Annotated in this window: 20 protein-coding genes and 1 riboswitch; of the genes, 9 read left to right on the plus strand and 11 right to left on the minus strand. The window is 41.1% G+C overall.

Features of this window, described 5'->3' with window-relative positions; genetic code table 11:
- The first annotated feature begins 219 nt into the window (after nt 1-219).
- Nucleotides 220-1323 (plus strand): AAA family ATPase, encoded by a 1104-nt coding sequence (locus LPH68_RS07120; RefSeq protein ID WP_074708867.1) that lies wholly within the window; start codon nt 220-222, stop codon nt 1321-1323.
- Between the two features lie 262 nt (nt 1324-1585).
- Here LPH68_RS07120 and LPH68_RS07125 read toward each other — a convergent pair whose 3' ends face one another.
- The gene (locus LPH68_RS07125; protein ID WP_004308997.1) at nt 1586-1810 is read right to left on the minus strand and encodes a winged helix-turn-helix domain-containing protein; all 225 of its coding nucleotides are present in this window, start codon (nt 1808-1810) and stop codon (nt 1586-1588) included.
- A 311-nt stretch (nt 1811-2121) separates the two neighbouring features.
- On the opposite strand from LPH68_RS07125, the gene LPH68_RS07130 reads away from it, so the two are divergent.
- Nucleotides 2122-2979 carry a GyrI-like domain-containing protein gene (locus tag LPH68_RS07130; RefSeq protein WP_151923148.1) on the plus strand — a complete coding sequence of 286 codons (858 nt, stop codon included), beginning with the start codon at nt 2122-2124 and terminating at the stop codon, nt 2977-2979.
- 218 nt (nt 2980-3197) lie between these two features.
- Here LPH68_RS07130 and LPH68_RS07135 read toward each other — a convergent pair whose 3' ends face one another.
- From LPH68_RS07135 to LPH68_RS07145, 3 genes are all read right to left on the minus strand, one after another.
- Entirely contained in the window at nt 3198-3569 is a 372-nt protein-coding gene (locus LPH68_RS07135; RefSeq protein ID WP_004317320.1) for a VOC family protein, read from the minus strand.
- A gap of 94 nt (nt 3570-3663) precedes the next feature.
- Entirely contained in the window at nt 3664-4467 is an 804-nt protein-coding gene (locus LPH68_RS07140) for a helix-turn-helix domain-containing protein (protein ID WP_004308994.1), read from the minus strand.
- 265 nt (nt 4468-4732) lie between these two features.
- Nucleotides 4733-5602: a hypothetical protein gene (locus LPH68_RS07145; RefSeq protein ID WP_151923147.1), complete on the minus strand. Its 870-nt coding sequence runs from the start codon at nt 5600-5602 to the stop codon at nt 4733-4735.
- Between the two features lie 437 nt (nt 5603-6039).
- Here LPH68_RS07145 and LPH68_RS07150 point away from each other — a divergent pair, with 437 nt between their 5' ends.
- Both LPH68_RS07150 and LPH68_RS07155 read left to right on the plus strand, forming a co-directional pair.
- A complete protein-coding gene (locus LPH68_RS07150) occupies nt 6040-6978 on the plus strand; it encodes a DUF1848 domain-containing protein (protein ID WP_004308992.1) in 939 nt (312 codons plus the stop codon).
- Nucleotides 6979-7350: 372 nt separating this feature from the next.
- A complete protein-coding gene (locus LPH68_RS07155; protein ID WP_004308991.1) occupies nt 7351-8130 on the plus strand; it encodes an SDR family NAD(P)-dependent oxidoreductase in 780 nt (259 codons plus the stop codon).
- 170 nt (nt 8131-8300) lie between these two features.
- On the opposite strand, the gene LPH68_RS07160 is transcribed toward LPH68_RS07155, so the two are convergent.
- A complete protein-coding gene (locus LPH68_RS07160) occupies nt 8301-10190 on the minus strand; it encodes a toxin-antitoxin system YwqK family antitoxin (protein ID WP_230296892.1) in 1890 nt (629 codons plus the stop codon).
- Nucleotides 10191-10356: 166 nt separating this feature from the next.
- Between LPH68_RS07160 and pncB the strand changes: the two genes are divergently transcribed.
- The gene (gene pncB, locus LPH68_RS07165) at nt 10357-11532 is read left to right on the plus strand and encodes a nicotinate phosphoribosyltransferase (protein WP_087320422.1); all 1176 of its coding nucleotides are present in this window, start codon (nt 10357-10359) and stop codon (nt 11530-11532) included.
- A gap of 144 nt (nt 11533-11676) precedes the next feature.
- Here the strand turns inward: pncB and LPH68_RS07170 are convergent, their stop codons facing one another.
- The gene (locus LPH68_RS07170; RefSeq protein ID WP_009038677.1) at nt 11677-12000 is read right to left on the minus strand and encodes a co-chaperone YbbN; all 324 of its coding nucleotides are present in this window, start codon (nt 11998-12000) and stop codon (nt 11677-11679) included.
- A 276-nt stretch (nt 12001-12276) separates the two neighbouring features.
- A riboswitch (cobalamin riboswitch) is annotated at nt 12277-12481 on the plus strand.
- A gap of 131 nt (nt 12482-12612) precedes the next feature.
- On the opposite strand from LPH68_RS07170, the gene accC reads away from it, so the two are divergent.
- Genes accC through LPH68_RS07190 form a run of 3 tightly spaced genes read left to right on the plus strand, consistent with a single transcriptional unit; the run spans nt 12613 to nt 16215 of the window.
- A complete protein-coding gene (accC, locus tag LPH68_RS07180) occupies nt 12613-14127 on the plus strand; it encodes an acetyl-CoA carboxylase biotin carboxylase subunit (protein ID WP_049702175.1) in 1515 nt (504 codons plus the stop codon).
- Nucleotides 14128-14150: 23 nt separating this feature from the next.
- A complete protein-coding gene (locus LPH68_RS07185) occupies nt 14151-14660 on the plus strand; it encodes an acetyl-CoA carboxylase biotin carboxyl carrier protein subunit (RefSeq protein ID WP_004316076.1) in 510 nt (169 codons plus the stop codon).
- A gap of 19 nt (nt 14661-14679) precedes the next feature.
- Nucleotides 14680-16215, plus strand: a complete 1536-nt coding sequence (locus tag LPH68_RS07190; RefSeq protein ID WP_004316078.1) for an acyl-CoA carboxylase subunit beta — start codon at nt 14680-14682, stop codon at nt 16213-16215.
- A gap of 605 nt (nt 16216-16820) precedes the next feature.
- Here LPH68_RS07190 and LPH68_RS07195 read toward each other — a convergent pair.
- Nucleotides 16821-17915 carry an N-acetylmuramoyl-L-alanine amidase gene (locus LPH68_RS07195; protein ID WP_087320677.1) on the minus strand — a complete coding sequence of 365 codons (1095 nt, stop codon included), beginning with the start codon at nt 17913-17915 and terminating at the stop codon, nt 16821-16823.
- Between the two features lie 130 nt (nt 17916-18045).
- Here LPH68_RS07195 and LPH68_RS07200 point away from each other — a divergent pair, with 130 nt between their 5' ends.
- Nucleotides 18046-19326: an O-acetylhomoserine aminocarboxypropyltransferase/cysteine synthase family protein gene (locus tag LPH68_RS07200; protein ID WP_087320424.1), complete on the plus strand. Its 1281-nt coding sequence runs from the start codon at nt 18046-18048 to the stop codon at nt 19324-19326.
- A gap of 137 nt (nt 19327-19463) precedes the next feature.
- On the opposite strand, the gene LPH68_RS07205 is transcribed toward LPH68_RS07200, so the two are convergent.
- The 4 genes from LPH68_RS07205 to LPH68_RS07220 form a co-directional block, all read right to left on the minus strand.
- Entirely contained in the window at nt 19464-20384 is a 921-nt protein-coding gene (locus LPH68_RS07205; protein ID WP_008026607.1) for a hypothetical protein, read from the minus strand.
- Nucleotides 20385-20724: 340 nt separating this feature from the next.
- Nucleotides 20725-21267 carry a DUF4369 domain-containing protein gene (locus LPH68_RS07210; protein WP_087320427.1) on the minus strand — a complete coding sequence of 181 codons (543 nt, stop codon included), beginning with the start codon at nt 21265-21267 and terminating at the stop codon, nt 20725-20727.
- A gap of 84 nt (nt 21268-21351) precedes the next feature.
- Nucleotides 21352-22218, minus strand: a complete 867-nt coding sequence (locus LPH68_RS07215; RefSeq protein WP_087317911.1) for a BT1926 family outer membrane beta-barrel protein — start codon at nt 22216-22218, stop codon at nt 21352-21354.
- Nucleotides 22219-22244: 26 nt separating this feature from the next.
- Nucleotides 22245-24815, minus strand: a complete 2571-nt coding sequence (locus LPH68_RS07220) for a hypothetical protein (protein ID WP_230296893.1) — start codon at nt 24813-24815, stop codon at nt 22245-22247.
- Nucleotides 24816-25046: the final 231 nt, after the last annotated feature.

Below are 25046 nucleotides of genomic sequence, written 5' to 3' on the forward strand. Positions count from 1 at the left end.
GGGCAGGAAGCAAACTACTGAGAGCCAAGATTCTTTATTCACAATAGAAGAAGTACCACCAAATTTGACGAAGAACCGAAAAATCGTTTGCAGGGGGCGCGCTGATATAAATGCAGGAAACTATCATACCAATGTTTTTCAAGAAAATGAGAAATCGGATAAGTCCATATCATAGATTTATTTAGTACCTTTGCCGTCCTATTTATATAAAAAGAAAAAATGAGTAAAGAATACACACTCGCAGATTTCACAGATATTTTCGATTACTCCACAGGCTGGTTCAGCGACAGTAGCATTTGTAGTCTATTCTATCAGATATTCAAACGATTCCCTTCTATGAAAATGGTGAAATATAAAGTAAACCAGGATTTCCTGAAAGAAATCAAAGAACTTTATCAGCAAGACGATGCGTTCGATATATTCGAGCATATATATTGCAATCATTTTGAGAATGAAAAAGAGGAAGAGGAGGAAGAAGAAGATACATCTACAAAAGAGTTATATGATTGCATCGTTATCTGCAAGAAGAATTTAATGATTGGCTATTTTGATAATTGCACAAAAATAGCCTATTCCAATATTGATAAGGAAGAAATCGATCGTATCAATCAGATTTGCGAAAACCACAAAAAGGAGAATGAGAAACTGAACAACCTATTTATAGTAACATACGCTCATAACTACTTCAGCCTGAAACAATCGCAAATCAATAAGCCGGGCATTCAGATTGACCGCCACTATAACAATGATTTTGCTCCCGTAGCCGCTGAAATCGAAAACTTCCTATTAGAGGAGAATAAAAGCGGTTTAATCATTCTGCACGGGAAACAAGGTACGGGGAAAACAACTTATATCCGTCATCTTATCAATCTCGGAAAAAAGAGAATGATTTATATGAGCGGCGACCTGGTAGACAAACTTTCGGACCCTAGCTTTATCACTTTTATCCGTCAACAAAAAAATTCTATCTTTATCGTAGAAGATTGCGAAGAGTTATTGTCAAGCCGCAACGGAAGCAACCGCATGAATGCCGGACTAGTCAACATACTGAATATCAGCGACGGACTATTAAGCGATGAATTATGTATCAAATTTATCTGCACATTCAACGCTCCACTAAAAGATATCGACGAAGCCTTGCTTAGAAAAGGACGTCTGGCTGCCCGGTACGAATTTAAAGACCTGACAACCGACAAAGTAAACCAACTAATAAAGGAAGAAGGACTGGATATCCCCCAACAGACACAACCTATGACACTGGCTGAAATCTATAATTACGAAGGCATGGATTTCTCTTTAGGAAGAAAGCGGGTAGGATTCTGAACAAATCCTCCAAAGTAGAACTTTTAAAGAAAAATCGACTATTATTATTGCGAAATATAAGTATCTATATTTTACCTATCAACAAGAACGATTTGATATTTTTATACGTTTATTATACGTTAAAAGAGTTGCCCTATTACGGAGCAACTCTTTTAAATATTAAACTTCTTAAGTTCAAACTTTGCATGTGATACCTTATATCGACATTTTCTTACTTACAAGTTAACGGAAATCCAAAGATACTCACTCGCAAAATCTGTAATTATCCAAAGCTAAAAGGGAAAGTGCTTTCATCAGATAAAGCAATTAATCCGTTCTTTCGCTGGATACAAATTTTGTTTTCTCTTGCCAGCCAACCGGCCGCCAATGCTGTACTTTCTACGCTTAGGTTTAATCTTCTTGCCAATTCAGGTATTGAAATTTCACCAATTTCTTTCAGGGCACACCAAACTTTTCCGGCATTGTTCCCTACAATTGTTTTATCCATGGCTATTTTTATTAATAATTTGGTTACAATATAGTCATTTTAATAATTGTTTATAACAAAACCAACTTTTTTGTTTTAGTTTTTGACATTATTTAAAACAAAGAAATCAATTTCGCGTCTAGTGATTAAAAACTTGGTAATAATTCGTACCATAACACCACTAAAAGGAACATTATATATCAAAATAAATTCTCAAAACAGGAATCGGGCAATCACAGAAAGAAAATAGGAAATTGACATTTCCGCAATATCGGACAAGTCATTTCGCTTTTTTACCAATACCTTTGCGGAGTGAAATACCAGAATAAGTTATGCAACAGAAAAAAACAACGAAAGAAGAATATCAAAAGTGCGTAAATGTTGTAGTGGAATACATCAACCAACATTTGGGAGAAGACATTGATTTAAAATCTCTGGCCAGAATTTCAAACTTTTCTCCTTTTTACTTTCACCGGATCATGAAAGCTTTTCTCGGTGAACCGATTGGTACGTTTATTGTCCGGACGCGGACAGAAGCTGCCGCACGTCTACTCCGCTACTCGGATGTTCCGATTGCCGACATAGCCTATCGGATTGGTTACTCTTCTCCTTCTTCGTTGTCGAAAGTGTTCAAGCAATTTTATGGCATTTCACCTTTAGAGTATAGAAACAATAAAAACTTTGTAATTATGAAACCAGCGATTATCAGGCCAGACCTGGAACTAAAAAGAGAGATCAGAAACGTTTCCGAACGGAATGTGATTTATATCCGTCTCACCGGCGATTACAAACTGAATGATTACGGTGGCACCTGGGGCCGTTTATTCCAATTCATCAAAGAACAACAGTTGCCGATGGGAGATTTCAGCCCGCTTTGCATCTATCACGATGATCCGAAAGTGACACCGGCAGAAAAACTGCGTACAGACGTATGTATGGTAATGCCTGTAAAGGTACCCCCAAAAAGTGATGTCGGATTTAAGGTGATCCCGGCCGGACGTTATGCTATCTTCTTGTATAAAGGTCCGTATGACAATTTGCAAGCTGTGTATGATACGATTTACGGAAAGTGTCTGCCCGAAATGGAATGTACGCTGCGTGATGAAGCCAGCGCGGAACGTTATCTGAACAATCCATGCGACACTGCTCCCGAAGAGTTGTTGACGGAAATTTATATTCCGGTAGAATAATGCGGACAGACAAATGGCGGAATAAAGAGAATGAATAAAGATGTGATTTAACGTCTGACTTTTTTTGGGGGATAGTGCAAAACCCTGATAAGTCTATCTTTTAGACGCGGATGACACGGATTTAGCAGATTTATAATCTTCTTATCCGTGTCATTTTGCGTTATCCGCATCTAAAAGCATATTATGCTATAACAGGCTGCCTTCCTCTCTCCTACCTGTTATTTTTCAGCATAAATGCCAATCCGGTTTCCTTCACTATCAGTGAATACGGCAAACCATCCTTTGCCGTCCGCCTCGATCTTTGTTCTGGGAATGACTACTTTCCCTCCTTTCAGAAGTACTTTTTCCAAGGTCTGTTCTATATCCTCACAGTTGAAATGGATAAGCACTCCATGCGTTGAAGGAAGAAAGTCGAAATTTGAAGCATAAGAGATAGCACCAACGGTTTCACCTTCTTCTGTGAAACAAGCCATTTTTTCTGTTTCACATTCAAAAGTCGGAAGTTGCATACCCAATACTGTTTCGTAAAAATCGACAGCCCGATGGAAATCGGAAGCAGGAATCTCAAAAAATGCAATTAGTTTTTTCATTTCGTTTCTTTTTTATCGTTACTACTAAGCCTTTGCAAAGACACTGCAAAAGTAGGGCAACACGAGGAAGCCTGATAGGAAAAAAGGGACATCTTTAAAGTTCGGAAAAATAATCGGAATAAGGAGCGCAGACAGAAAGATACTCTGCAGGGGTGTAACCGGAAAAGAGTTTGAATTCCTTTATCATGTGAGACTGATCGGAGAAGCCACATTCGTAAGCTACTTGTACAAAAGGGATAGTGGCATCCTGCTGCAACATTGACAATGCCCGCTGCATACGGACAATGCGAATAAATTCTTTGGGAGTAGTGCCGACATAATCGGCAAAGATACGTCCAAACTGCTTACTGCTCAAACAGGCCGTTTCCGACAGATGAGCAATGTTGATTTGTGGCTGGAGGTTTATTTCATGAAACACAGCAGACATCCGCTTGAGGTTATACTCCGGAAGGGTGTATAAACGACGAAGGAAAAACTGCTCTATCAAACGAATAGAAACGGCATTATCAGAAGTGTCAGTGACCTGTTTCACCAAATCCGACAGTTCTACATCTTCCATCGCATCGGTATCTACATTTTGTCCGTGAAACAGATGGCTGGGAATATGAAACAATGCTTTGACTGCATAAGGCTGGAAAACAACAGTAATCATTTCTATCCTACCCGTCGACTGTACATCCGAGAAGCCGACCGATTGTCCGGAAATAAAGGATTGAGGTTGTAGTTCCGACTCGCCCGACAAAAGGAGTTGTTTCCCTTTATGAAATACCAGTTGCATACAGCCAATGGGCAGAGTCCGTTCGGAAACCGGAGTCACTGAATCGTCTTGCAATATCCAGTAATGCCGTATATAAGGAGCAAGCGCCAAACAGGGTTTTATGAGTTGAAATGATTGCATAGAGCAAAGATATTATTTCTTAATTCAAATGCAAAAGTAAAGCTCCTGTTTAAAGAGGTATAGTAAAAAAAGGACTTTTTATAAATTAGGGAGTCGTCCTATTAAGAACAGATATGCCGGAATGATAAACAGATAAGGATTTAAGGCAGGATCCTTATTTGAGAATAAGGTACAATTGAAAAGACGGCAAACCTTTTCTTAAAAAAAAACATCCTCTGTTTGAAAGAGCATGATTGTAGCTCACATTCAAACAGAGGAAGATTCTTTAGATAACGGAAAGTCCGTATTCGTAGGCCTCCGATATCGCATTATAGTCCTCGTCGGAATAGCTACCTTTATCTCTGGCTTTCTGCATATCTTTCATAAATGATTCTACGGAAGTCAGGAAGCTATAATAATTCTTCTGTTCTTCATCATAACCTGTGACAGCAGGAAGTTTCTTTGCAGCTTCGAGTTCTTTCTTCAGTTCGGCCATCTTCATATCAATACGCATACCATCCAGCGCATGTTTGCGTGAATAGAGATTCATGATGCTTTGCACGGTGCCGGACATCTTACGCATGGCCATGATTTGATCTTTCAACGGTTCATCGGCAAGCAGTTCTTTTTCAGCTTGTTCTGTCAGAGGGCTTAGAATATCAAAGATCACTTGTTTATATTCCGACATTTCTACACTAAGCCGATAGTTCTCGTCGAGGAGCTTGCCGATCTTTGCAGTCTCTTTTGCCTGCTTGTAAGAGAGGAATTTATTAAAATTATCATAGAATTGCGTCCTTGCACTGAAAAGTCCTCGATAACTCTGCTTCAGATTCTGACGGACTTCTATATTAAAATAATCTCCCGGATCCATCAATTCCGCTGTATCTCTGGCAGATACTTCAGGTGGTGCAATCGGAGATACTTCAGGAACTTTTCCTGTCTGTTCCATATATCCCAAAACTGCATTTATGTCTTTCGCATTGGCTACATGCCTCAACACGATAAGCGATGTACGATAATAGTTTATCACCTTACTGGCATTGTCCAATTCCTCCGAAGCGACAGAGGACGCAGCCTGTTTCTTGTTTCCTCCCGAACAAGAAACCAACAAGAGAGCACCTACAAGTGCTCCGAAAAATAAAATATTCTTCTTCATAATGGTTCGTTTATTAAGTCTTTCGTACTATAACAATAAAAATCGTTTTTTGTTATAGACAAACAATGCATATTCGAGAAGTGTAGTGGAGAAATTTAAAATGCTGCTAACGATGATTAAGGAATAAGCAACCAACGTGTATAAAAACAAAAAATGGCTACTCATCACGAGCAACCAATCTTTTGTTAACCTTAAATCTAATACTTATGAAAAAAACACAGTACAAAGGTACCATATTTCAGATAAATAGCAAATTTCAGCGCCTAAACAGACGATATTGTAACAGGGTTTAATACTCCGAGAATCGCATTAACATTTCAGACTTCATCCGTTAACATTTAACATATTCATTCACATAAGTTGCTCCCCGGATAAGTAAGAATAGAAAAAAAGGCTAATCATGGAAACGACATTGTTTTTTTTCGTAACTTTGAACTATGATAATCAGTGCCAGCCGCCGGACAGATATTCCGGCATTCTATTCTCAATGGTTTTTCAACCGGATAAAAGAAGGATATGTATTAGTGCCCAATCCTTATCATCCGAAAATGATTAGCAGGATTTCCTTATCTCCTGCTGTGGTTGATTGTTTCGTATTCTGGACCAAGAACCCGGCCCCGATGCTTAACCAGCTGGATAAATTACAGGATTACAACTATTACTTCCAATTTACACTCAACCCTTACGGAGAAAAATTGGAGAATCGTTTGCCATCTATCGATAAACGAATTGATACCTTTAAAAAGCTGGCAGACAAAATTGGCAGAGAAAAAATGATTTGGAGATATGATCCGATACTGACGAATGAGGAATACAACGTTTCTTTCCACCAGGAAGCATTCGCCCGGATTGCCCATGAACTCAAAGACCATACCTCGAAATGTATGTTGGGATTTATAGATCATTACCCCCATATCCGAAACTCGATACAACCATTCAACATCAATCCGCTGACCAAAGAGGAAATAGAAGAAATGGCCGTCTCCTTTAAAAAGACAATAGATATTTATCCCGGTATACAGCTGGACACTTGTACCGTCAAGGTAGATTTAAGACATTTGGGTATTCCCAGCGGCTTGTGCATTGATAAAGGGCTGATTGAAAAGATCACCGGTTATCCTATCCTTGCTCAAAAGGATAAAAACCAGCGTAATATCTGCAACTGTATCGAAAGTATTGATATCGGGACTTATGAAAGTTGTCTGAACGGATGTGTTTATTGCTATGCCATCAAAGGTAATTATAATACAGCAGCATATAATATGAAGAAACATGATAAAAACTCGCCGTTGCTCATCGGTCATTTATCCGAAGATGATATAGTAAAGGAACGGGAGATGAAGAGTCTGCGGGATAACCAATATTCGTTGTTTTAGTCTTCCTGATCCGTATCTGACTTACAGGCATAAAAAAAGGCTATCTATCCCAGACAGCCAATCTTTTGTTAACCTTAAATCTAATACTATGAAAAACACAGTACAAAGATACGGACTTTTCGGTTATCTCCAAATTTTCGGCCCAATGCAGCGTATCTTATAACATGGTTTAATAGAATCTGAACCGTATTAACAAATAAGCGGTTAAGCATTAACATTTAACAGTTTTCTTAAATAATCAGGGCATAAAACCGGAGGAGATGCAAATGTTTTCCAATCGGACACCTTATCTTATTAAAGAGCGTTTATGAGGTCTAACAAATTCCTCTGCCAGCTGTTTCTAATAGAAGGTAACTATCAAATTCCCAATATATGAACAGATTCGAAAATAAAGTAGTTGTCATCACCGGTGCTGCCGGTGGTATCGGCGAAGCAACCACACGCCGCATTGTCTCCGAAGGGGGCAAAGTAGTCATCGCTGACCATTCTGAAAAAAAGGCGGAACAGCTTGCCAACGAACTTACTCATGCAGGGGCCGACGTGCGCCATGTCTATTTCTCCGCCACCGAACTCCAGAGTTGCAAAGAGCTGATTGATTTTTCTATGAATGAATATCAACGAATAGATGTACTGATTAATAATGTAGGAGGAACCGATCCCAAACGTGACCTTAACATCGAGAAGCTGGATATCAATTACTTTGACGAGGCATTCCACCTGAATCTCTGCTGTACCATGTACCTTTCTCAACAGGTCATCCCTATCATGACTACCAATGGCGGCGGAAACATTGTCAACGTAGCTTCCATAAGCGGACTTACTGCTGATGCTAACGGTACATTATATGGTGCCAGCAAAGCGGGCGTCATCAACCTGACGAAATACATCGCTACCCAAATGGGAAAGAAAAATATCCGCTGCAATGCCGTAGCCCCGGGATTGGTACTTACCCCCGCGGCATTGGATAACCTGAATGAAGATGTACGCAACATCTTCCTCGGCCAATGTGCCACTCCTTATTTAGGAGAACCGGAAGACGTCGCAGCTGCCATCGCTTTTCTGGCTTCGAACGATGCAAGGTACATCACGGGACAAACAATCGTCGTAGATGGTGGCCTGACTGCTCATAACCCGACAGTAGCGTTATCATAGAACATAACTTTAATACAATGAATAAAATGACAATAATGGGAATATGGCTTCTTTCGCTATTTATCAATAGCGGATGCAACCGGGAATTAGTAGAATAGACAGTAATGATCTTAAAATATCTATCGAAAAGGGGGAAGAGTGGATGCATGATTTTCCATTGTTTCTGGGTTTCACAATGACTTTACCCATGCATTCATTTCGTTAATAGCTTCTAGTGAAGACGGAAGCTCCTGCTTAGTCTGCAAAGCATCAGGACGAAGATCGACGCGCACATACCCCCAGCCGTCTTCGTCGATTTGCAGATAGCCACACTTCCTGTACTCTTCCAGGCAACTGTCAGAGCATCCTCCGTAAAAGTCACATTGAAGTTCATCTTCCGACGTTTTTTTATTGGCAATGAATGAACTTTCACCCACCCAGACAAAATCGTCCAAATCAACCTCAAAATAATCCCCTCCTCCCCGATTGAGTGCGGCAACTTCCGCCAAACGTCCTTCGGGAAGCATCTTGTAAACGCGGACATAACATTCTTCCTTATACGGATTTTCATCTACAACAAGGAAAAGACCGGATTTTCCACAGAATAAAGGAGTATCTATACTACGATATTCGTAAACTTCTCCTGTAACATCACTCATCACAAAATAACCCCAGCTCTCAAACCCTGAATAGTGAAAAAAATGCAGACCGTAATCAGACTGATACCCATCATAGTACCATTTTATAAATCCATCTTCATCTTCTTTCGCCGGAGAATTCAGCAGTGCGAGTTCCCCCTTTTTCCAGCGCACGGACAGTTTATTTTGATTGGCTGTATAACGCCCTTTACCAGAATCAAGCTGTTTATTACAACTATCCGCCTTCATATTCGTATATTCAGCAAATTCAAGTTTTTTCACGTCTGCCCCTGTATTGCTATACATACGCAAGGAAATCATTCTTCCACTATGATAGTCATACATACTCTTTGCAATCCGGTTGCCTTCTTCAGAATAAATTTCAGTCATGACACCCGGCACGCCTTTCTCCGAGTACGGATAACTCTCGAAACGACGTAGCCGCCCGCCAGAATAATTCCTTATATCCAGCCGCTTTTGAGTTCCGACCGTCACAATGCTTCGTTTTACAGAATCACACTTATCATCCATGAAGTATATCGGCTCATCGGAATCCTTTTCAAAATATTTTCGTTTCAGAAGATACTTTTTGCCGTTCTCCAATGCATAAATTTCTTGAATGTAATAAAAGGGAGTCCCTTCTGATGCCTGATATTTATACTCATACCAGTCGGGAGCCTCCGCTACCCCGTCAGGGTCATTATAAGCGTATTCCGAATGGCTATAATACCAACATTCGGTCGGTAACACTTCCTGATCGTCAATATAATGATTAACCTGCCATAGATGTCCGTTGGCATGCCATCTCATTTCCTCTCCGTTTAGCTTCCCATCTTTATAGTGTTCAAACCAGTCCGGCTTTCCATCATAATACCATCTCTGACGTACTCCATTAAGTTTACCTCGTGTAGCCTGGTAAAAGATATGGGGATATCCGTTGGAATAATAAGATTGATAAAGTTCACAAATACTGTCAAGAGTGATTATACGACTTGTCATACAATGGGAAGAGATACTGTAATGACGCACCGTATCGTTCTTTATTCCGTCTTTATAAACAACTACCGAATAATAGGGTTCCGACACAAAAGAATCAGTCGAGCGAAAATAAAAGTGCTTATAAGCACCGTTCATCAATGAGTCCTTGTAAAAACAACGTTCCACGCCATCTACTTGTTTCCGGCAAATACTGTCGGAGTCATAGACCTTCAAAGAAGATGCTTCCGGTTCTTTTAGCAATGATTCGGAAAGCGTATCAGGAATAATCCAATCACTTCCTTTATAAAAATCCATAGAGAAAGCTTCGGAAATAGCAGTAGTTTTTTCGCTTAAAGCGTTTTCCTGTGTTTCCTGATTCGTGGAAGAAGATTGCGAAGTTCCTCCGGTTTTTCCGCCACATGATAACAACAGTAATACGCAGCTATATACCAAAGCGTTTTTCATACCAAATATCTTTTATTTAATACATAATTACGGCAAAATTAATGATAATATCAGATAATCAGGTATAAATCGATCCCAAAAATGGAATAATTATCTGTCAGCAGGCTATTATTTCGTTCAACAAATACTAACTTTACAACGTTATTAATAGAAAAGAACGAACGTCATGATTGTTAAAACACTACTAGATACAGACCTCTATAAGTTTACCACCTCGTACGCTTATATCAAACTGTTCCCCTATGCAATGGGTACTTTTAGTTTCAATGACCGGAACGAAACAAAGTATACCGAAGCTTTTCTGGAAACACTCAAGGCAGAGATCAAGAATCTTAGTCAGTTGAGATTCACGGAAGAGGAGTTGGAATACATGACGAAGAATTGCAGATTTCTCCCGAGAGTCTACTGGGAGTGGTTGTCTTCTTTTCGTTTCGACCCGAATAAGATTGATATTCATCTGGATGAAGCCTGTCATCTCCACATCGAAGTGACTGACTTGCTTTATAAAGTGACTTTATATGAAGTGCCTTTGCTCGCTATTGTTTCTGAAATCAAAAACCGGTTCTTCGGCCATGTAGCAGATATGAACGGGATTCTTTGCAAACTGTCGGAGAAAATAGAGTTATCAAACCAACATCAGCTCCGCTTTTCAGAGTTCGGCACACGGAGAAGATTCTCCATCGATGTGCAGGAAGCAGTTATCAAGAAACTGAACGAAACAGCGCAATATTGCACCGGAACTTCCAACTGCAACTTCGCAATGAAATATGGAATGAAAATGATGGGGACTCACCCTCACGAATGGTTTATGTTTCATGGAGCACAGTTCGGATATAAACATGCCAATTATATGGCACTCGAAAACTGGGTGAATGTTTATGACGGTGATTTGGGTATCGCACTTTCCGATACATATACATCCGGCATCTTCCTTAGCAACCTTAGCCGTAAACAAGCTAAACTTTTCGACGGTGTGCGCTGCGATTCCGGCAATGAATTTGAATTTATCGACCGACTGGTTGCCCGCTACAAAGAGTTGGGAATCGATGCGACAACCAAAACCATCGTATTCAGCAATGCCCTCGACTTTACAAAAGCATTAGACATTCAAGAATACTGCAAAAACAAAATCCACTGCTCTTTCGGAATCGGTACCAATCTCACCAACGATACCGGGTTCGAACCTTCGAACATCGTGATGAAACTGACGCAATGCAAGATGAATGTCAATCAGGAGTGGAGGGAATGTATCAAACTGTCGGATGATGAAGGAAAACATACCGGCAGTCTTGAAGAAGTGCAGGCATGCTTGTATGAGTTGAGGTTGAACAGAAACCAATAATCAAGACAACGGAAAGGCTATAAAAAGAAAAGCAGAAGTACCTCGATAGAAAATACTTTCTGCTGTTCCTCCATATATGCCATACCGAAATACACCTGCATAAAACCAGCTATTTATATCATTGTAATAAAAGATACATCATTTTCAGGATTTGAACCCTTTCACTGCTTTTTCCAATCTTTCCAAAGATAATTCGCCGGATTGCCGCCAAAGCTGTTGCCCTTTTCTAAAAAGAATAAAGGTAGGAGTCGACTCCACCGTATAAAAATCAGTAAGGGCAGGTTCCTGGTCGATGTCCACTTCCACCACTTCCAATGTTCCTACCATTAGTTTCTTGAACTCTTCAACAACCGGTTTCATGCGCTGGCAGTGAGGACACCACGTTGCGTAAAACTCTGCCATTACCCAATCACCGTTAGCCAGCTTCTCCTGGTTTCTTTCTTCACGAGCTATTTTCTTTTCTTTCATAATGAATATCTCCTTTTAATTAATAACTACCAACCTAACAATATCAGGAGAAAGATGGTTTAGAAAAGAAGCAAGGTTACACACAAATTAAAGAATCAAACCCGTTTACATTTCCCCGACCAACTATCCATATCCAAGCGAATCATCTCCGTACGATGAAAAGACTTCTCCGCATCATACTTTGCTCTTATCACTTTATCTTCCGGACTAAGGACAAGCATTGCACAAAATTGAAACTTTCGTGCAAAAAAGAAACATCCTATTCAATATTTATTTATCTTTGCCCCCCAAAATGGTTCAGAATCCGTATCCAACGGACGATGATTAATAGGGAACCGGGTGTAAATCCCGGACAGTCCCGCTGCTGTGAAACTCTGTTCAATGTCTTATAATTGAACTAATTTAACGCCACTGATGTTATTCGGGAAGGCAAATAAGACAAGAGTCAGTCAGAAGACCTGCCATTTTGTGTAAGACGCCCCTCTCCTCGTGGATTAGGAGAAAGAGTATCACTTGTTAAGCCCCAAATCAAAAAAATACTGTTTTTCGTCGGGTGGAGTATGTCCATTAGACGGGAAGACATTAATAAGTATGTACTTAATTGAAAAAAGTATGATAAAAAAAATCTTAGTAGCCAATCGCGGTGAAATTGCCGTAAGGGTGATGCGTTCCTGCCGGGAAATGGAGATAACGAGTATCGCTATCTTCTCCGAAGCAGACCGGACCGCGAAGCACGTGCTTTATGCAGACGAAGCTTATTGCGTAGGGCCGGCAGCATCCAAAGAGAGTTATCTGAATATAGAAAAAATCATCGAAGTGGCAAAAGCAGCTCATGCAGACGCCATCCATCCGGGTTACGGCTTCTTGTCCGAGAATGCCACATTCGCCCGTCGATGTCAGGAAGAAGGAATCATCTTTATCGGACCCAATCCGGAAACAATGGAAGCTATGGGAGATAAAATTGCTGCCCGTATCAAAATGATTGAGGCGGGAGTACCCGTAGTTCCCGGCACACAAGACAACCTGAAAAGCGTAGAAGAAGCCGTAGAGCTTTGCAATAAAATTGGCTATCCGGTGATGCTGAAGGCCTCTATGGGCGGTGGTGGAAAGGGTATGCGCCTCATCCACAGTGCCGAAGAAGTGGAAGAAGCATATACCACTGCCAAGAGCGAATCATTGTCTTCCTTTGGCGACGACACGGTTTACCTGGAGAAGTTCGTTGAAGAGCCTCATCACATCGAGTTCCAGATTCTTGGTGACAAGCATGGAAACGTCATTCATCTGTGCGAACGCGAATGTTCCGTGCAACGCCGTAACCAGAAAATCGTGGAAGAGACTCCTTCGGTTTTCGTCACTCCCGAACTGCGAAAAGACATGGGTGAAAAAGCGGTAGCGGCGGCTAAAGCTGTGAACTACATCGGTGCGGGTACTATCGAATTCCTTGTTGATAAACACCGCAACTATTATTTCCTTGAGATGAACACCCGCTTGCAGGTGGAACATCCGATTACGGAAGAAGTGATTGGAGTAGATTTGGTAAAAGAGCAAATTAAAGTTGCTGACGGACAAGTGCTTCAACTGAAACAAGAGAATATCCGGCAACGCGGGCACGCTATCGAATGTCGTATCTGTGCCGAAGACACTGAAATGAATTTCATGCCAAGTCCGGGTATCATCAAACAAATTACAGAGCCGAACAGTATCGGTGTGCGTATTGACAGTTATGTATATGAAGGATATGAAATTCCGATCTACTATGACCCGATGATCGGTAAACTGATTGTGTGGGCTACCAATCGCGAATATGCGATTGAGCGGATGCGTCGTGTTCTCCACGAATATAAATTGACCGGAGTGAAAAACAACATCAGTTATCTGCGTGCCATCATGGATACTCCCGATTTTGTAGAAGGTCATTATGACACAGGATTCATCGCCAAGAACAGCGAGTTTCTGCAACAACGGATTACGCGCACCAGCGAATATTCCGAAAATATTGCCCTGATCGCTGCTTATATAGACTATTTGATGAATCTCGAAGAGAACAACAGCGGTATGGCTGCCGACAACCGCCCTATCAGCAAGTGGAAAGAGTTCGGATTGCATAAGGGTGTGTTGAGAATCTAAATTTTAACAAAGAGAATTCAATTATGGAAATTCATATAGGAAACCGTGTGGCCGAAGTAGAACTGGTCAGCAAGGAAGATAACAAGGTAGTGCTCACCATTGATGGAAAAACGTTTGAAGCAGACGTAGTGATGGCAGAAAACGGTACTTGCAACATCTTGATGGACGGACGCAGTTCGAACGCACAGCTGATTCGCCGTGATAACGGAAAAAGCTATAAAGTGAATACGCATTATAGCAGTTTCAATGTAGAAATAGTGGACAGCCAAGCAAAATATCTGCGTATGCGCAAGAAAGGGGAAGAAGAACAGAATGACTGTATCATTTCTCCGATGCCGGGCAAAGTAGTGAAAATACCTGTTGCAGTCGGCCAGGAAATGAAGGCGGGAGACACCGCTATCGTTATCGAAGCCATGAAGATGCAGAGTAACTACAAAGTGACTTCAGACTGCCGCATTAAAGAAATTCTGGTTCAGGAAGGTGATAACATAACCGGCGACCAGACATTAATAACATTAGAACCGATTGCATAATATAAGAACGGATTGCATTATGGAAGAAATGAACAAAGCATACGCCACGTTCGAGGAACGTGACCGCATCGCTTCTCTTGGTGGAGGCGTTGATAAAATAGAGAAGCAACACGAAAGCGGCAAAATGACTGCTCGCGAACGTATTGAGATGTTGCTCGATAAAGGTACTTTCGTTGAACTGGATAAGTTGATGGTTCACCGTTGTACGAACTATGGCATGGATAAAAACAAAATTCCGGGAGACGGTATCGTTTCAGGTTACGGAAAGGTAGACGGTCGCCAAGTATTTGTTTACGCTTATGACTTTACCGTATATGGCGGCTCACTGTCTGCTTCCAATGCCAAAAAGATTGTGAAAGTACAACAACTTGCGTTGAAGAACGGTGCCCCGATTATCGCTTTGAATGATTCAGGCGGCGCACGTATTCAGGAAGGTATCGAAAGCCTTTCCGGTTATGCGGATATTTTCTATCAGAACACAATGGCCAGCGGTGTGATTCCACAGATTTCGGCCATCCTGGGTCCTTGTGCCGGAGGTGCTTGCTACTCTCCTGCCCTTACCGATTTCATCTTTATGGTGAAAGAAAAAAGTCACATGTTCGTGACTGGTCCCGATGTAGTAAAAACCGTGATTCATGAAGAAGTAAGCAAAGAAGAGCTGGGTGGCGCAATGACACATAGCAGCAAGAGCGGTGTGACGCATTTTATGTGCAACTCCGAAGAAGAACTGTTGATGAGTATCCGCGAACTGTTGTCTTTCTTACCGCAGAATAATATGGATGAAGCCAGGAAACAACCTTGCGCCGACGAAACCAACCGCGAAGACGCTTTTCTGGATACAATCGTTCCGGCAGATCCGAACGTACCATATGATATGAAAGACATTATCGAACGCGTGATAGACAACGGTTATTTCTTCGAAGTCATGCCGAACTTTGCAAAGAATATCATCATCGGCTTTGCCCGCATGGCAGGTCGTTCGGTAGGTATCGTAGCCAATCAGCCGGCTTATCTTGCCGGCGTTCTTGACATCGACGCCAGCGACAAAGCAAGTCGTTTTATCCGTTTTTGCGACTGTTTCAATATTCCGTTGATTACATTCGAAGATGTTCCGGGATTCCTTCCGGGATATACGCAGGAGAACAACGGTATCATCCGTCACGGCGCAAAAATAGTTTATGCGTTCGCAGAAGCTACTGTTCCCAAACTGACTGTTATTACCCGCAAAGCTTACGGCGGCGCTTATATCGTAATGAACTCCAAGCAGACAGGAGCTGATGTGAACTTCGCATATCCCAGCGCAGAAATTGCAGTGATGGGTGCAGACGGTGCAATCAATATCCTGTTCCGCAAAGCTGACGAAGCAACAAAGGCTAAGGAACTGGAAGCCTACAAAGAAAAGTTTGCTACTCCGTATCAAGCTGCCGAACTGGGATATATTGACGAAATCATTTATCCGAGACAGACTCGCAAACGTCTGATTCAGGCACTAGAAATGACGGAAAACAAAATGCAGACAAATCCGCCCAAGAAGCACGGTAATATGCCTTTATAACAACTAGATAAGGTGTGCATAAAGTACCCTCCCATCAAGACGGGCTTACATAGATTCTACGATATACTTTAGAATCTTTGTAAGCCCTCTTTTTATGAGTAAGTCTTTTTATATACACAAAAAAAACGGCACCTCGATTCACATCGCAGCACCGTCACAACACAAACACAAAATAAAACACGACAAAACTACTATGCAATCTTCCTGTCATGCCGGGGAGGCATACCTTGCTTGACTTATCTATATTCGCATACACACAAGAAGCTTTATCAGGCGATTTGCACAATAAATAACATACACTTCCGGATTTTGTTCATTGAATTGAGAAGATTTTATATCATAAAATGAGAAGAAAATGAAATAACGTGCTCTTAACGAATTCAAGAGAAACGAAAAAAAACGGCACCCCGATTCACATCGCAGCACCGTCACAACACAAACACAAAATAAAACACGACAAAACTACTATGCAATCTTCCTGTTATGCCGGGGAGGCATATTCACTAGCCTATATATATTCGCATACCTACAAGTAGCCATCAGGCGATTTGCATATATAAAACATTCAGATTTTTATTTTGTTCACGAAAGGAGAAGCAAAAATGTTATTTCTTCTCCTTGTAATCTTTCAGGAAGCCTTCCATCAGCCATTTTGCGAGTGCCTGACGATTGGAATTTATCACCAACCGACGCTGATCGAACGTATTCTGGATATTGCCCAACTCCACAAAAACGGAAGCGGGAGTGGTATGGGAAAGCACGTATAAGTTGCGCCCGCTCACTGTGCCGGAAAAACCCCGATTAGGCTGATGCTTATCATATTTTGACTCAAACGTATCTTTCATATTATTCGCCAATCGTTTGCTGTCTCCTTTTTTATTCGAATAATAGAAAAAGACATCCGTTTGTTTTCCCTTACTACGGCTATCGATATGAATAAAAATCGCCCTGCAATAAGAGTGATTCTTACGGTCTTTCCGGTAAAGGGCATTTATTTTATCACAACGTTGCTGAAGGCGTTGCACTTGATTTAAAGGAATTGCATCCCCCATACAAGTCTCACGTTTACTGTTCGACAGATACGAATCATCACGAATGCCATCTTTGGCATCTTGAATGATGATATGCACTTCGGCTCCTTCCTGCATCAGGTTACGTGCCAGACGGAGTGCAATATCATAAGCGTATTCATCTTCATGCAGTTCGTATCTACCCACTTTTCCAATAGCTCCCGGATCGGGACCTCCGTGTCCGCTAACCACATAGAAACAAGCACCGGCAAGACGGTTGGAAGTGACTTTCACATTAGCCAGTTGCTTTCCAAACAGAGGCTCATTGATGGTGGTTCCTATTTTTGTCGATTTAGCTTTTGAAGATGGTTGCTTTGTCCCGGCGCCTTCGGAAGTTGTGTTCTTGGCACCCGTATTTTTGACAGGAGTAGTCTTGGCAGAAGTAGTTGTCGATTTCTTTACCGGAGGAATAACATAAGTCACGCCTACTTTAAGCACATTATTCTTTCCCAGCTTCTGCTTATTCAACTCTATAAAATCGTCGTAATACTTCTTCGGAGAACGGTTGTGCCTCAACAGAAAAGAAGAGATGCCCTCACCCGCCTTCGGAGTTGCCTTCTGCTGCGCCCAAAGAGTTGTGCCCGAAAAAAGAAAAGCTAAGAATAAAAGAATATAGAGTTTATTTTTCATAACTACATTAACTATCTCCTTCGCAAGAGTTATCATTTCACTCATAAACAGGGCAAAAATACAATTATTTTCCCTACTTTTGCAGCATTAAAACATTTTTTGAAATAAAACATTAAAACCCGATAACATTATGGCAAAACAATTCAAACCGGAAACCCTGTGTGTACAGGCTGGATGGACGCCTAAAAAAGGCGAACCACGCGTATTGCCCATCTATCAAAGTACAACTTTCAAATACGATACCAGCGAGCAGATGGCCCGCCTGTTCGATTTGGAAGACAGTGGTTACTTTTATACCCGCCTGCAAAATCCAACGAATGACGCCGTTGCCGCCAAAATCGCCGCTCTTGAAGGTGGTGTAGCCGCTATGCTGACTTCCAGCGGTCAGGCAGCCAACTTCTATGCCATTTTTAATATCTGCCAGGCAGGAGATCACTTCGTTTGTTCTTCCGCTATTTATGGAGGTACGTTCAACCTGTTCGGAGTGACGATGAAGAAACTAGGCATCGATGTGACTTTCGTAAATCCGGATGCCAGCGAAGAAGAAATTTCTGCAGCTTTCAAACCGAATACAAAGGCTTTGTTTGGCGAAACAATTTCCAATCCTTCTCTGGAAGTGCTGGATATTGAAAAGTTCGCACGTATCGCACACAGTCACGGGGTCCCCTTGATTGTTGACAACACCTTCCCTACTCCTATCAATTGTCGCCCGTTTGAATGGGGAGCTGACATCGTAGTTCATTCTACTACCAAATATATGGACGGACACGCTACAAGCGTAGGTGGCTGTATCGTAGATAGCGGTAATTTTGACTGGGATGCTCACGCAGAAAAATTCCCGGGACTTTGTACTCCGGACGAGTCTTACCACGGGCTAACTTACACGAAAGCATTCGGCAAAGGTGCCTACATCACCAAAGCAACCGCGCAACTGATGCGTGACCTCGGCAGCATCCAAAGCCCGCAAAACTCTTTCTTATTGAATCTGGGACTTGAGACACTGCACTTACGTATGCCTCAACACTGCCGTAACGCACAGAAAGTGGCCGAATATCTTTCTAAAAATGAGAAAGTAGCTTGGGTAAACTATTGTGGTCTGCCGGACAACAAATATTACAGCCTGGCACAGAAATATATGCCGAACGGTTCTTGCGGAGTTATCTCCTTCGGTCTGAAAGGCGGACGTGATGTGTCTATCAAGTTTATGGATTCACTGGAATTCATCGCTATCGTTACTCACGTAGCCGATGCACGTAGTTGCGTGCTCCATCCGGCAAGCCATACTCACCGCCAGCTGACGGATGAGCAACTGATGGAAGCCGGTGTACGTCCGGACCTGATCCGCCTATCGGTAGGTATCGAAAATGCGGATGATATCATTGCTGATATCGAACAGGCTTTGAACACATAACAATACCGTAAAGGTATCAAATACTAAGAGAAGGCACGGGAAATCTTTCATTCCCGTGCCTTTTTATTTGCCACAAAAAGAAAATTAATTTCGAAGAGAATCATTTCAAATGTGAACCGATAAATCCTTCCGGATGATTATAAATCCTCGGCAGACAAACTGGAAATCACTGTATCCACCCAATATACAACTGTTCTATCCGCTGGCAAAACTCCTTCCAGATAAGGTGAATCGGATACCTCCTCCAACCATGCCGTAGTAATCGGTCCTCTTTCTCTTGTAGAACTTTGAGTTCCTAAATACGGACTAAAATTAAAAAACGTGTGTTGTTGCTCTACATTATTTTTATCTATATATGTAAAGACAAAAGCCTTTTTCTGTTTTCCACCCAATGAAGCCCACTCTATCTGGTATGTTCCTTCAACAAGAATTTGCTCATCCTCTGTCTTATAAATGAATTTCCCTCCTGTTCCTTCTTCAGATAAATGATATACATCATCCGGCCGCAAAATACAGATATCTCCTTTATTTATAAAAGAATAAGGAGCCATTGCCACATTTACTTTTTCCTGCAACTCGCTTTCCGAATCCAATGACAACATATCTTCACTGGGTCTGGAAACCTGAAATTCAGGTTGGTCGACGCACATAAATGTCAATACGCCATAAGAAACAGTCACAGGCAGGGTGACATAATTACCATCCTTATCAGTAACGGTAACCGTTACTTTCCCTTTTTTACCATGCGAACTAAGCCATAATCGGTTGTCGATGACTGTTGCTGTCACAATTGTTTCATCGGAGCTTTGTGCAGAGTAGCCACCTTTTCCATTGGCTATCCCGATATTCTCCGCTTCCCATCCGTTAAGATACAAAACTGTAGAAGAAACAGTGTTTGTACAAGTTCCTGTTTCGTCAACCAGTTCGGAACCACTAAATAAGATAATCTCTGCATCATCTTGACAGGCTGATACACAAAAAGCCATAACAGAAAGAAGAAAGAAGCCTAATAAAGTTTTTGTTTTCATATTTTCAGTGGTATGGTTAAATCCCGGCATATGCCATTGTTTTGCAAAGATATAAAGTATTTGTAAAAAACACTATCTTTGTATGAAAAGTTACCAATAGTACAGATCCACTAGATTCTTCCATACAGTGTAAGTTATATGAGATATACAACAAAAGGTCATTGAAAAGGACGTTCCCGGGGGAAAAAGGGAATGGGAAATACGGGAACGTCCTCAAAACATAACAATACAGAAATATGGACTTTCACAAGGGCGCATTTCTGTCTCTCTTATGCAACATTCCCTTCTATAAAAATATGGAGGAAATATCTGGAGAGGATATTATTATGTGGGAAATTTAGTTTATAGTCTTAAAAGCAATCTGATTGCATCAAAGTGATGAACGATAGGCAGTCCGAATATATTCTCCTACTGCATTGTCATCATTGATTTCTATGTATTTTTTCAATAAATCCGCAAATCCGGATTTTATCTGTTCCGTTTGCTTGTTCTCGCAGGCTGTAGAATATTCATCAACAGCCATGAGAAAATCCTGCATTCGTTCATTCAGCATTGTTCCTCCTGTACAAACCACATCGGAAATATAGGCTTGGATACTACCATTTTCTATGACAACAGGGAGGCGGTATTCCAGTCCCGATTTGCTGGCACGAATAGAAAGCACTTTTACTACGGGCGACACAATAGTCACCGTATCGGAAAAATCAAACTTTCCGTGGATTATTTCTGCACTATCTACCGGCTGCCCGCTCGAAACATCTTTCATATAAACCATTTTTCCTTCGAATTCGGGCAAAGGTGCACTGCCGTTAATCTCGTAACCTTTTATCTGATGCCCGGTGCAAGCCACTATCAGACATATTCCCGGAAGAAAAGATAAAAGTTTCACATATCTGTTCATTAAGCTCTTCATTCTTCTTTAAAAAAGAAAAGCCGTCCGCACTATCAGCTGAACGGCTTTCTCTTTTCATTCATACATTTGTATAATCATTCATCCTTAGAATCTGAATCCCAGTTTCACCACAGGCATTTCAAATATTTTGATATTGTGGTGACTGGCGTTATATTTATCAAATCCTTTCGGGCAAATCTGTATCAAGTCATAGCGGTAAGCCAGAGGGTGCATTTCGAAACCGAAAACAAAACCTTTGGCAATGCTATACTCAATACCTGCTACGGCAGCTACTTTGAAACCGTACATCTGACCGGCTTTACTTCCGGAAACATAGACCTGTGACGGAAGTTCTTCCGAGTCGTCACTATCCTTGTAGGTGTCTCCGGTGTATGGTTCGGTCGTTTCAATGCGTGCCATCTGGAAGCCGAGTGCGCCTCCGAGATATGGATGAATACGTTCGTTGCGAGTCTTGAAATAGTAGTTGGAACCGACAGATACATACCAGTTGTTGGTCATCTGCGCATTGATATAACTTTGCGCAGGGATAATCATGTCAGGTACACTGTTGTCTCCTTCTACATAGTCTTTCTTAGGAGTGAGGCTAACGTTCATGCTGAACTGGAAATTTACATCCCAATTGTCAGACACAAAATACTTACCTTCAATTCCGGCTATATTGACCAGACTATTATTATTCAGACTCCCGATGTTCAGATAGCGGTTCAGATCGCCGGAGTTATCCTTCCCTCCATTGGGAAGTCCGACTACTCCTCCGTCATTGGAGAACTTGGGAAGCAGATAAGAAGTGTTCTCGTTAAAGAACTTTCCGCTACCAAGCAGGACTGAAACCTGCCACTGTCCTTTTTTCGGGGCAAACGACGCATCATCACCGCTGCTGTAACGCTGCGCCATTGAAGGCGCAGCTGTCATACAGGTCAGCAAAAGTAATGTGCATAGTTTTTTTATCATCTTGTTACTTTTACGTAGTTAGGGAATTATTTCAAGAAGATAGCAAGAAGTGCTTTCAATTGAGCGCTTGCAGCATCATAGTCTGCCTTGGCAGCATCATATTCAGCCTGTTTTACTTTGATCTTTTCCTGGATACTTACCAATGATTCAGTAATATAATCTGTATCAGTATAAGTACCTGCCGCTAATTTCTCTATATTTCTCTTAGCTTTAGCAACATCGGCCTTAGCGGCAGTGACATTTGCCAAAGCAATCATATGTTCTTGCTTAACCAAATTCTTGATAGCTTCCAAAGAACCTAAATCACCATTAGTAAAGTTATTATTCAAATAAACAGTGATTTCCGTTTCAATCTTACCTTTGATAATTTCATTATTGCCGTATTCTTTTTGTACTGTTGCAATATTATCATTTACTTCTTTAAAGACTTTATCATAAGCAGCCTGGGCTTCGTCGTTAGCTTTCTTAGCTTTATCTACAACATCCGCCAAAGCAGCATTTGCTTTATCTTGAGCAGCCTGTTCTACAGCTTTTTGAGCAGTAAATGCTTCTTTCAAAGCTTTGTAAGTTTCTACCTGATCAATTATAGCTTGTAGACTAGCCGTTTCTGCTGTTGCCCAAATCATCTTACCAAGAGAACCATAATCATTCTTCAAGGCGTCTACATGATTACCACCAGCCGCAGCTATTACTTCGTCCTTAGATACTGGCAATCTTCTTGGATTATTACCGGAATTGAAATTATCGCTAAATACAGTAGAAGAAGCTGATTTCCATTTTTCCAATGGAGTCTTTACACTGGAGTCTTGCTCTACATCTATTAATTTTCCAATATTTTCTTTACTAATTTCATTTGCAGTAGCGATGTCACCAGCATCCCAAGTGATAAAGCCTAAATCTACTCCAACCACCTTTTTAAAGTTATTAGCGTCTGCTATCAGCCAAGCAGAGATTTTTTTCGTGTCACTTCCTTTTGTCACAGTTGCCTTAGTAACTTGTGCTTCTTTAGCCAATGCATCCTTATAGTATGCAACTAAAGCCGCAGCTACAGCATCAATATTAGCTTCTTTTTTTCTATCTTCTGGTTTAAGTCCATTATATTTCTTTATTGCAGCATTAGCGGCTGCTTCTGATTTCTCCAAATCTATTTTCAGACTTTCATCATAAGCTGCCATTGCATCTTCCCATGCTTTATAATCTTTAGCATAGTTCTCTTCTGCTTCTTTTTGTGCTGCAAGAGCTGTAGCCAATTGTGGTTTGGCCCATTCTATATTTTCCAAATCAACACCTTTAGTAGCCTTATCAATCAGCTTAACCCAACCATCAATCTGACTTTGTGCTTCAGTAATTTGTATACTTTTAGCATAGGCAAAAGTACCAGTAGAAGAATTATAACCAGCAACAGTTGTTCCACTAGGTATTACATCATTCAATCCTTTCTTTACACTTTCAGCCTCTACTTTCTTAGAATAAGCTGCAGCTGTTTTAGCTTTGTTCTTGTTAGAGTTCTGGTTATTTTTAGCAGTCTCCAACTTATTGCTAGTAGCATCCAAGTCAGATATCAGTTTAGGATTAGCAACTTCCAACTTGCCTTTTTCAATATTATACTGTTGTTCCTTGACTTTTGCAGCAGCAATTTCTTCTTCCAGCTTCTTGACTTCTGCTTCCCAATCTGCAACAGTAGTATACTCATTATCCAAGATAGCTTTCAAGTTATCAGCATACTTCTGCGTCATTTCTAAAGCAAATTCTGCATTTTTCAATGCATTATCCAAAACCGCTTCTAAATTATTATCAGCTACTATATCAGAATAGTTAGCTAATTGCTCCTGAAGTTTTTTCAAGCTACCGGCTTTATAGCCATCCGCAGACTGGGTAGGATCTTCAGTAATAAGATAAACATAATACTTAGTCGTAGAAGAATTAGTCTCCGTGCTTTCATCCGGATTTGTAGTAGTAGTGGAATTCGCAACTTCCGATGACAGAATTCTTTTGATAACAGTTGTTGAATATCCATACATTGCCTTGTCCATTGCTTGTTTTGCATAGGCGACTTGCGCTTGTACACCATTCAAACGAGCTTGTTCTTCATCTGTCAGCAACAACTTGGAAGCTTCAATCTGTTCCATAGCTTGCTTGTAAGCTTCCTGTGCTTTAGCAGTGGCAGTTTCGGCAAGAAGCATTTTTTCCTTATACTGCTCAACAATCAATGCCTTTTCATTTTCCCACTTAGTTTTGTCAGCTTCCGCTTTTGCAATGTCAGCTTCCGCTTCTGCTTTTGCTTGTGCAGTAGCAGCTTCTTCCTTTTCAATCAGGAGTTGCTTCAACTGAATATCCAGTTCATGCAACTGCAAATCAATTTCTGCAGATTTATTCTGAAGTGCCAAACCTGCATTAACTAACTCTTGCTCTGCAACCTGTGCTTTTCTCAATTCAGCCTCTACAAGCTCAACTGCAGCTTGAGCTTTGATAAAATCAGACTTTGCTCCCCTAAGTTCTGCAATGCCTTCCGGTTCATCGGTATCAATACATCCCGTGAATGTCGCCGTCGTACCTGCCATGAGCAAGGTTGCGACTAAATACGTCCATTTTCTCATAAAAGTAAATTAAATGTTATACAATTAATAAATAAAAAATTTGTTTGTACTAATTCATGATTTATTTCGCTTCACTCCCCCTCTTCCCGTTACTTTGTAGGTAACGGGAAAACCCTTGTGCCTGCTCTTTTAGAGTAGTCTATACTAGAAAATAATACGATATATGACGAATCTTCTTACCCCTGCTTATGAGAAAAAGTAGAGGGGCGGGAAATCTATTGCAAAATTTAG

Source organism: Bacteroides sp. 1_1_30 (assembly GCF_020982715.1).
In the GTDB taxonomy this organism is placed as follows: Bacteria; Bacteroidota; Bacteroidia; order Bacteroidales; family Bacteroidaceae; genus Bacteroides; species Bacteroides xylanisolvens.

Coding starts and splice junctions, on each gene's coding strand:
- LPH68_RS07120 (WP_074708867.1), top strand. CDS start 220: ATGAGTAAAGAATACACACTCGCAGATTTCACAGATATTTTCGATTAC.
- LPH68_RS07125 (WP_004308997.1), bottom strand. CDS start 1,810: ATGGATAAAACAATTGTAGGGAACAATGCCGGAAAAGTTTGGTGTGCC.
- LPH68_RS07130 (WP_151923148.1), top strand. CDS start 2,122: ATGCAACAGAAAAAAACAACGAAAGAAGAATATCAAAAGTGCGTAAAT.
- LPH68_RS07135 (WP_004317320.1), bottom strand. CDS start 3,569: ATGAAAAAACTAATTGCATTTTTTGAGATTCCTGCTTCCGATTTCCAT.
- LPH68_RS07140 (WP_004308994.1), bottom strand. CDS start 4,467: ATGCAATCATTTCAACTCATAAAACCCTGTTTGGCGCTTGCTCCTTAT.
- LPH68_RS07145 (WP_151923147.1), bottom strand. CDS start 5,602: ATGAAGAAGAATATTTTATTTTTCGGAGCACTTGTAGGTGCTCTCTTG.
- LPH68_RS07150 (WP_004308992.1), top strand. CDS start 6,040: ATGATAATCAGTGCCAGCCGCCGGACAGATATTCCGGCATTCTATTCT.
- LPH68_RS07155 (WP_004308991.1), top strand. CDS start 7,351: ATGAACAGATTCGAAAATAAAGTAGTTGTCATCACCGGTGCTGCCGGT.
- LPH68_RS07160 (WP_230296892.1), bottom strand. CDS start 10,190: ATGAAAAACGCTTTGGTATATAGCTGCGTATTACTGTTGTTATCATGT.
- pncB (WP_087320422.1), top strand. CDS start 10,357: ATGATTGTTAAAACACTACTAGATACAGACCTCTATAAGTTTACCACC.
- LPH68_RS07170 (WP_009038677.1), bottom strand. CDS start 12,000: ATGAAAGAAAAGAAAATAGCTCGTGAAGAAAGAAACCAGGAGAAGCTG.
- accC (WP_049702175.1), top strand. CDS start 12,613: ATGATAAAAAAAATCTTAGTAGCCAATCGCGGTGAAATTGCCGTAAGG.
- LPH68_RS07185 (WP_004316076.1), top strand. CDS start 14,151: ATGGAAATTCATATAGGAAACCGTGTGGCCGAAGTAGAACTGGTCAGC.
- LPH68_RS07190 (WP_004316078.1), top strand. CDS start 14,680: ATGGAAGAAATGAACAAAGCATACGCCACGTTCGAGGAACGTGACCGC.
- LPH68_RS07195 (WP_087320677.1), bottom strand. CDS start 17,915: ATGAAAAATAAACTCTATATTCTTTTATTCTTAGCTTTTCTTTTTTCG.
- LPH68_RS07200 (WP_087320424.1), top strand. CDS start 18,046: ATGGCAAAACAATTCAAACCGGAAACCCTGTGTGTACAGGCTGGATGG.
- LPH68_RS07205 (WP_008026607.1), bottom strand. CDS start 20,384: ATGCCGGGATTTAACCATACCACTGAAAATATGAAAACAAAAACTTTA.
- LPH68_RS07210 (WP_087320427.1), bottom strand. CDS start 21,267: ATGAAGAGCTTAATGAACAGATATGTGAAACTTTTATCTTTTCTTCCG.
- LPH68_RS07215 (WP_087317911.1), bottom strand. CDS start 22,218: ATGATAAAAAAACTATGCACATTACTTTTGCTGACCTGTATGACAGCT.
- LPH68_RS07220 (WP_230296893.1), bottom strand. CDS start 24,815: ATGAGAAAATGGACGTATTTAGTCGCAACCTTGCTCATGGCAGGTACG.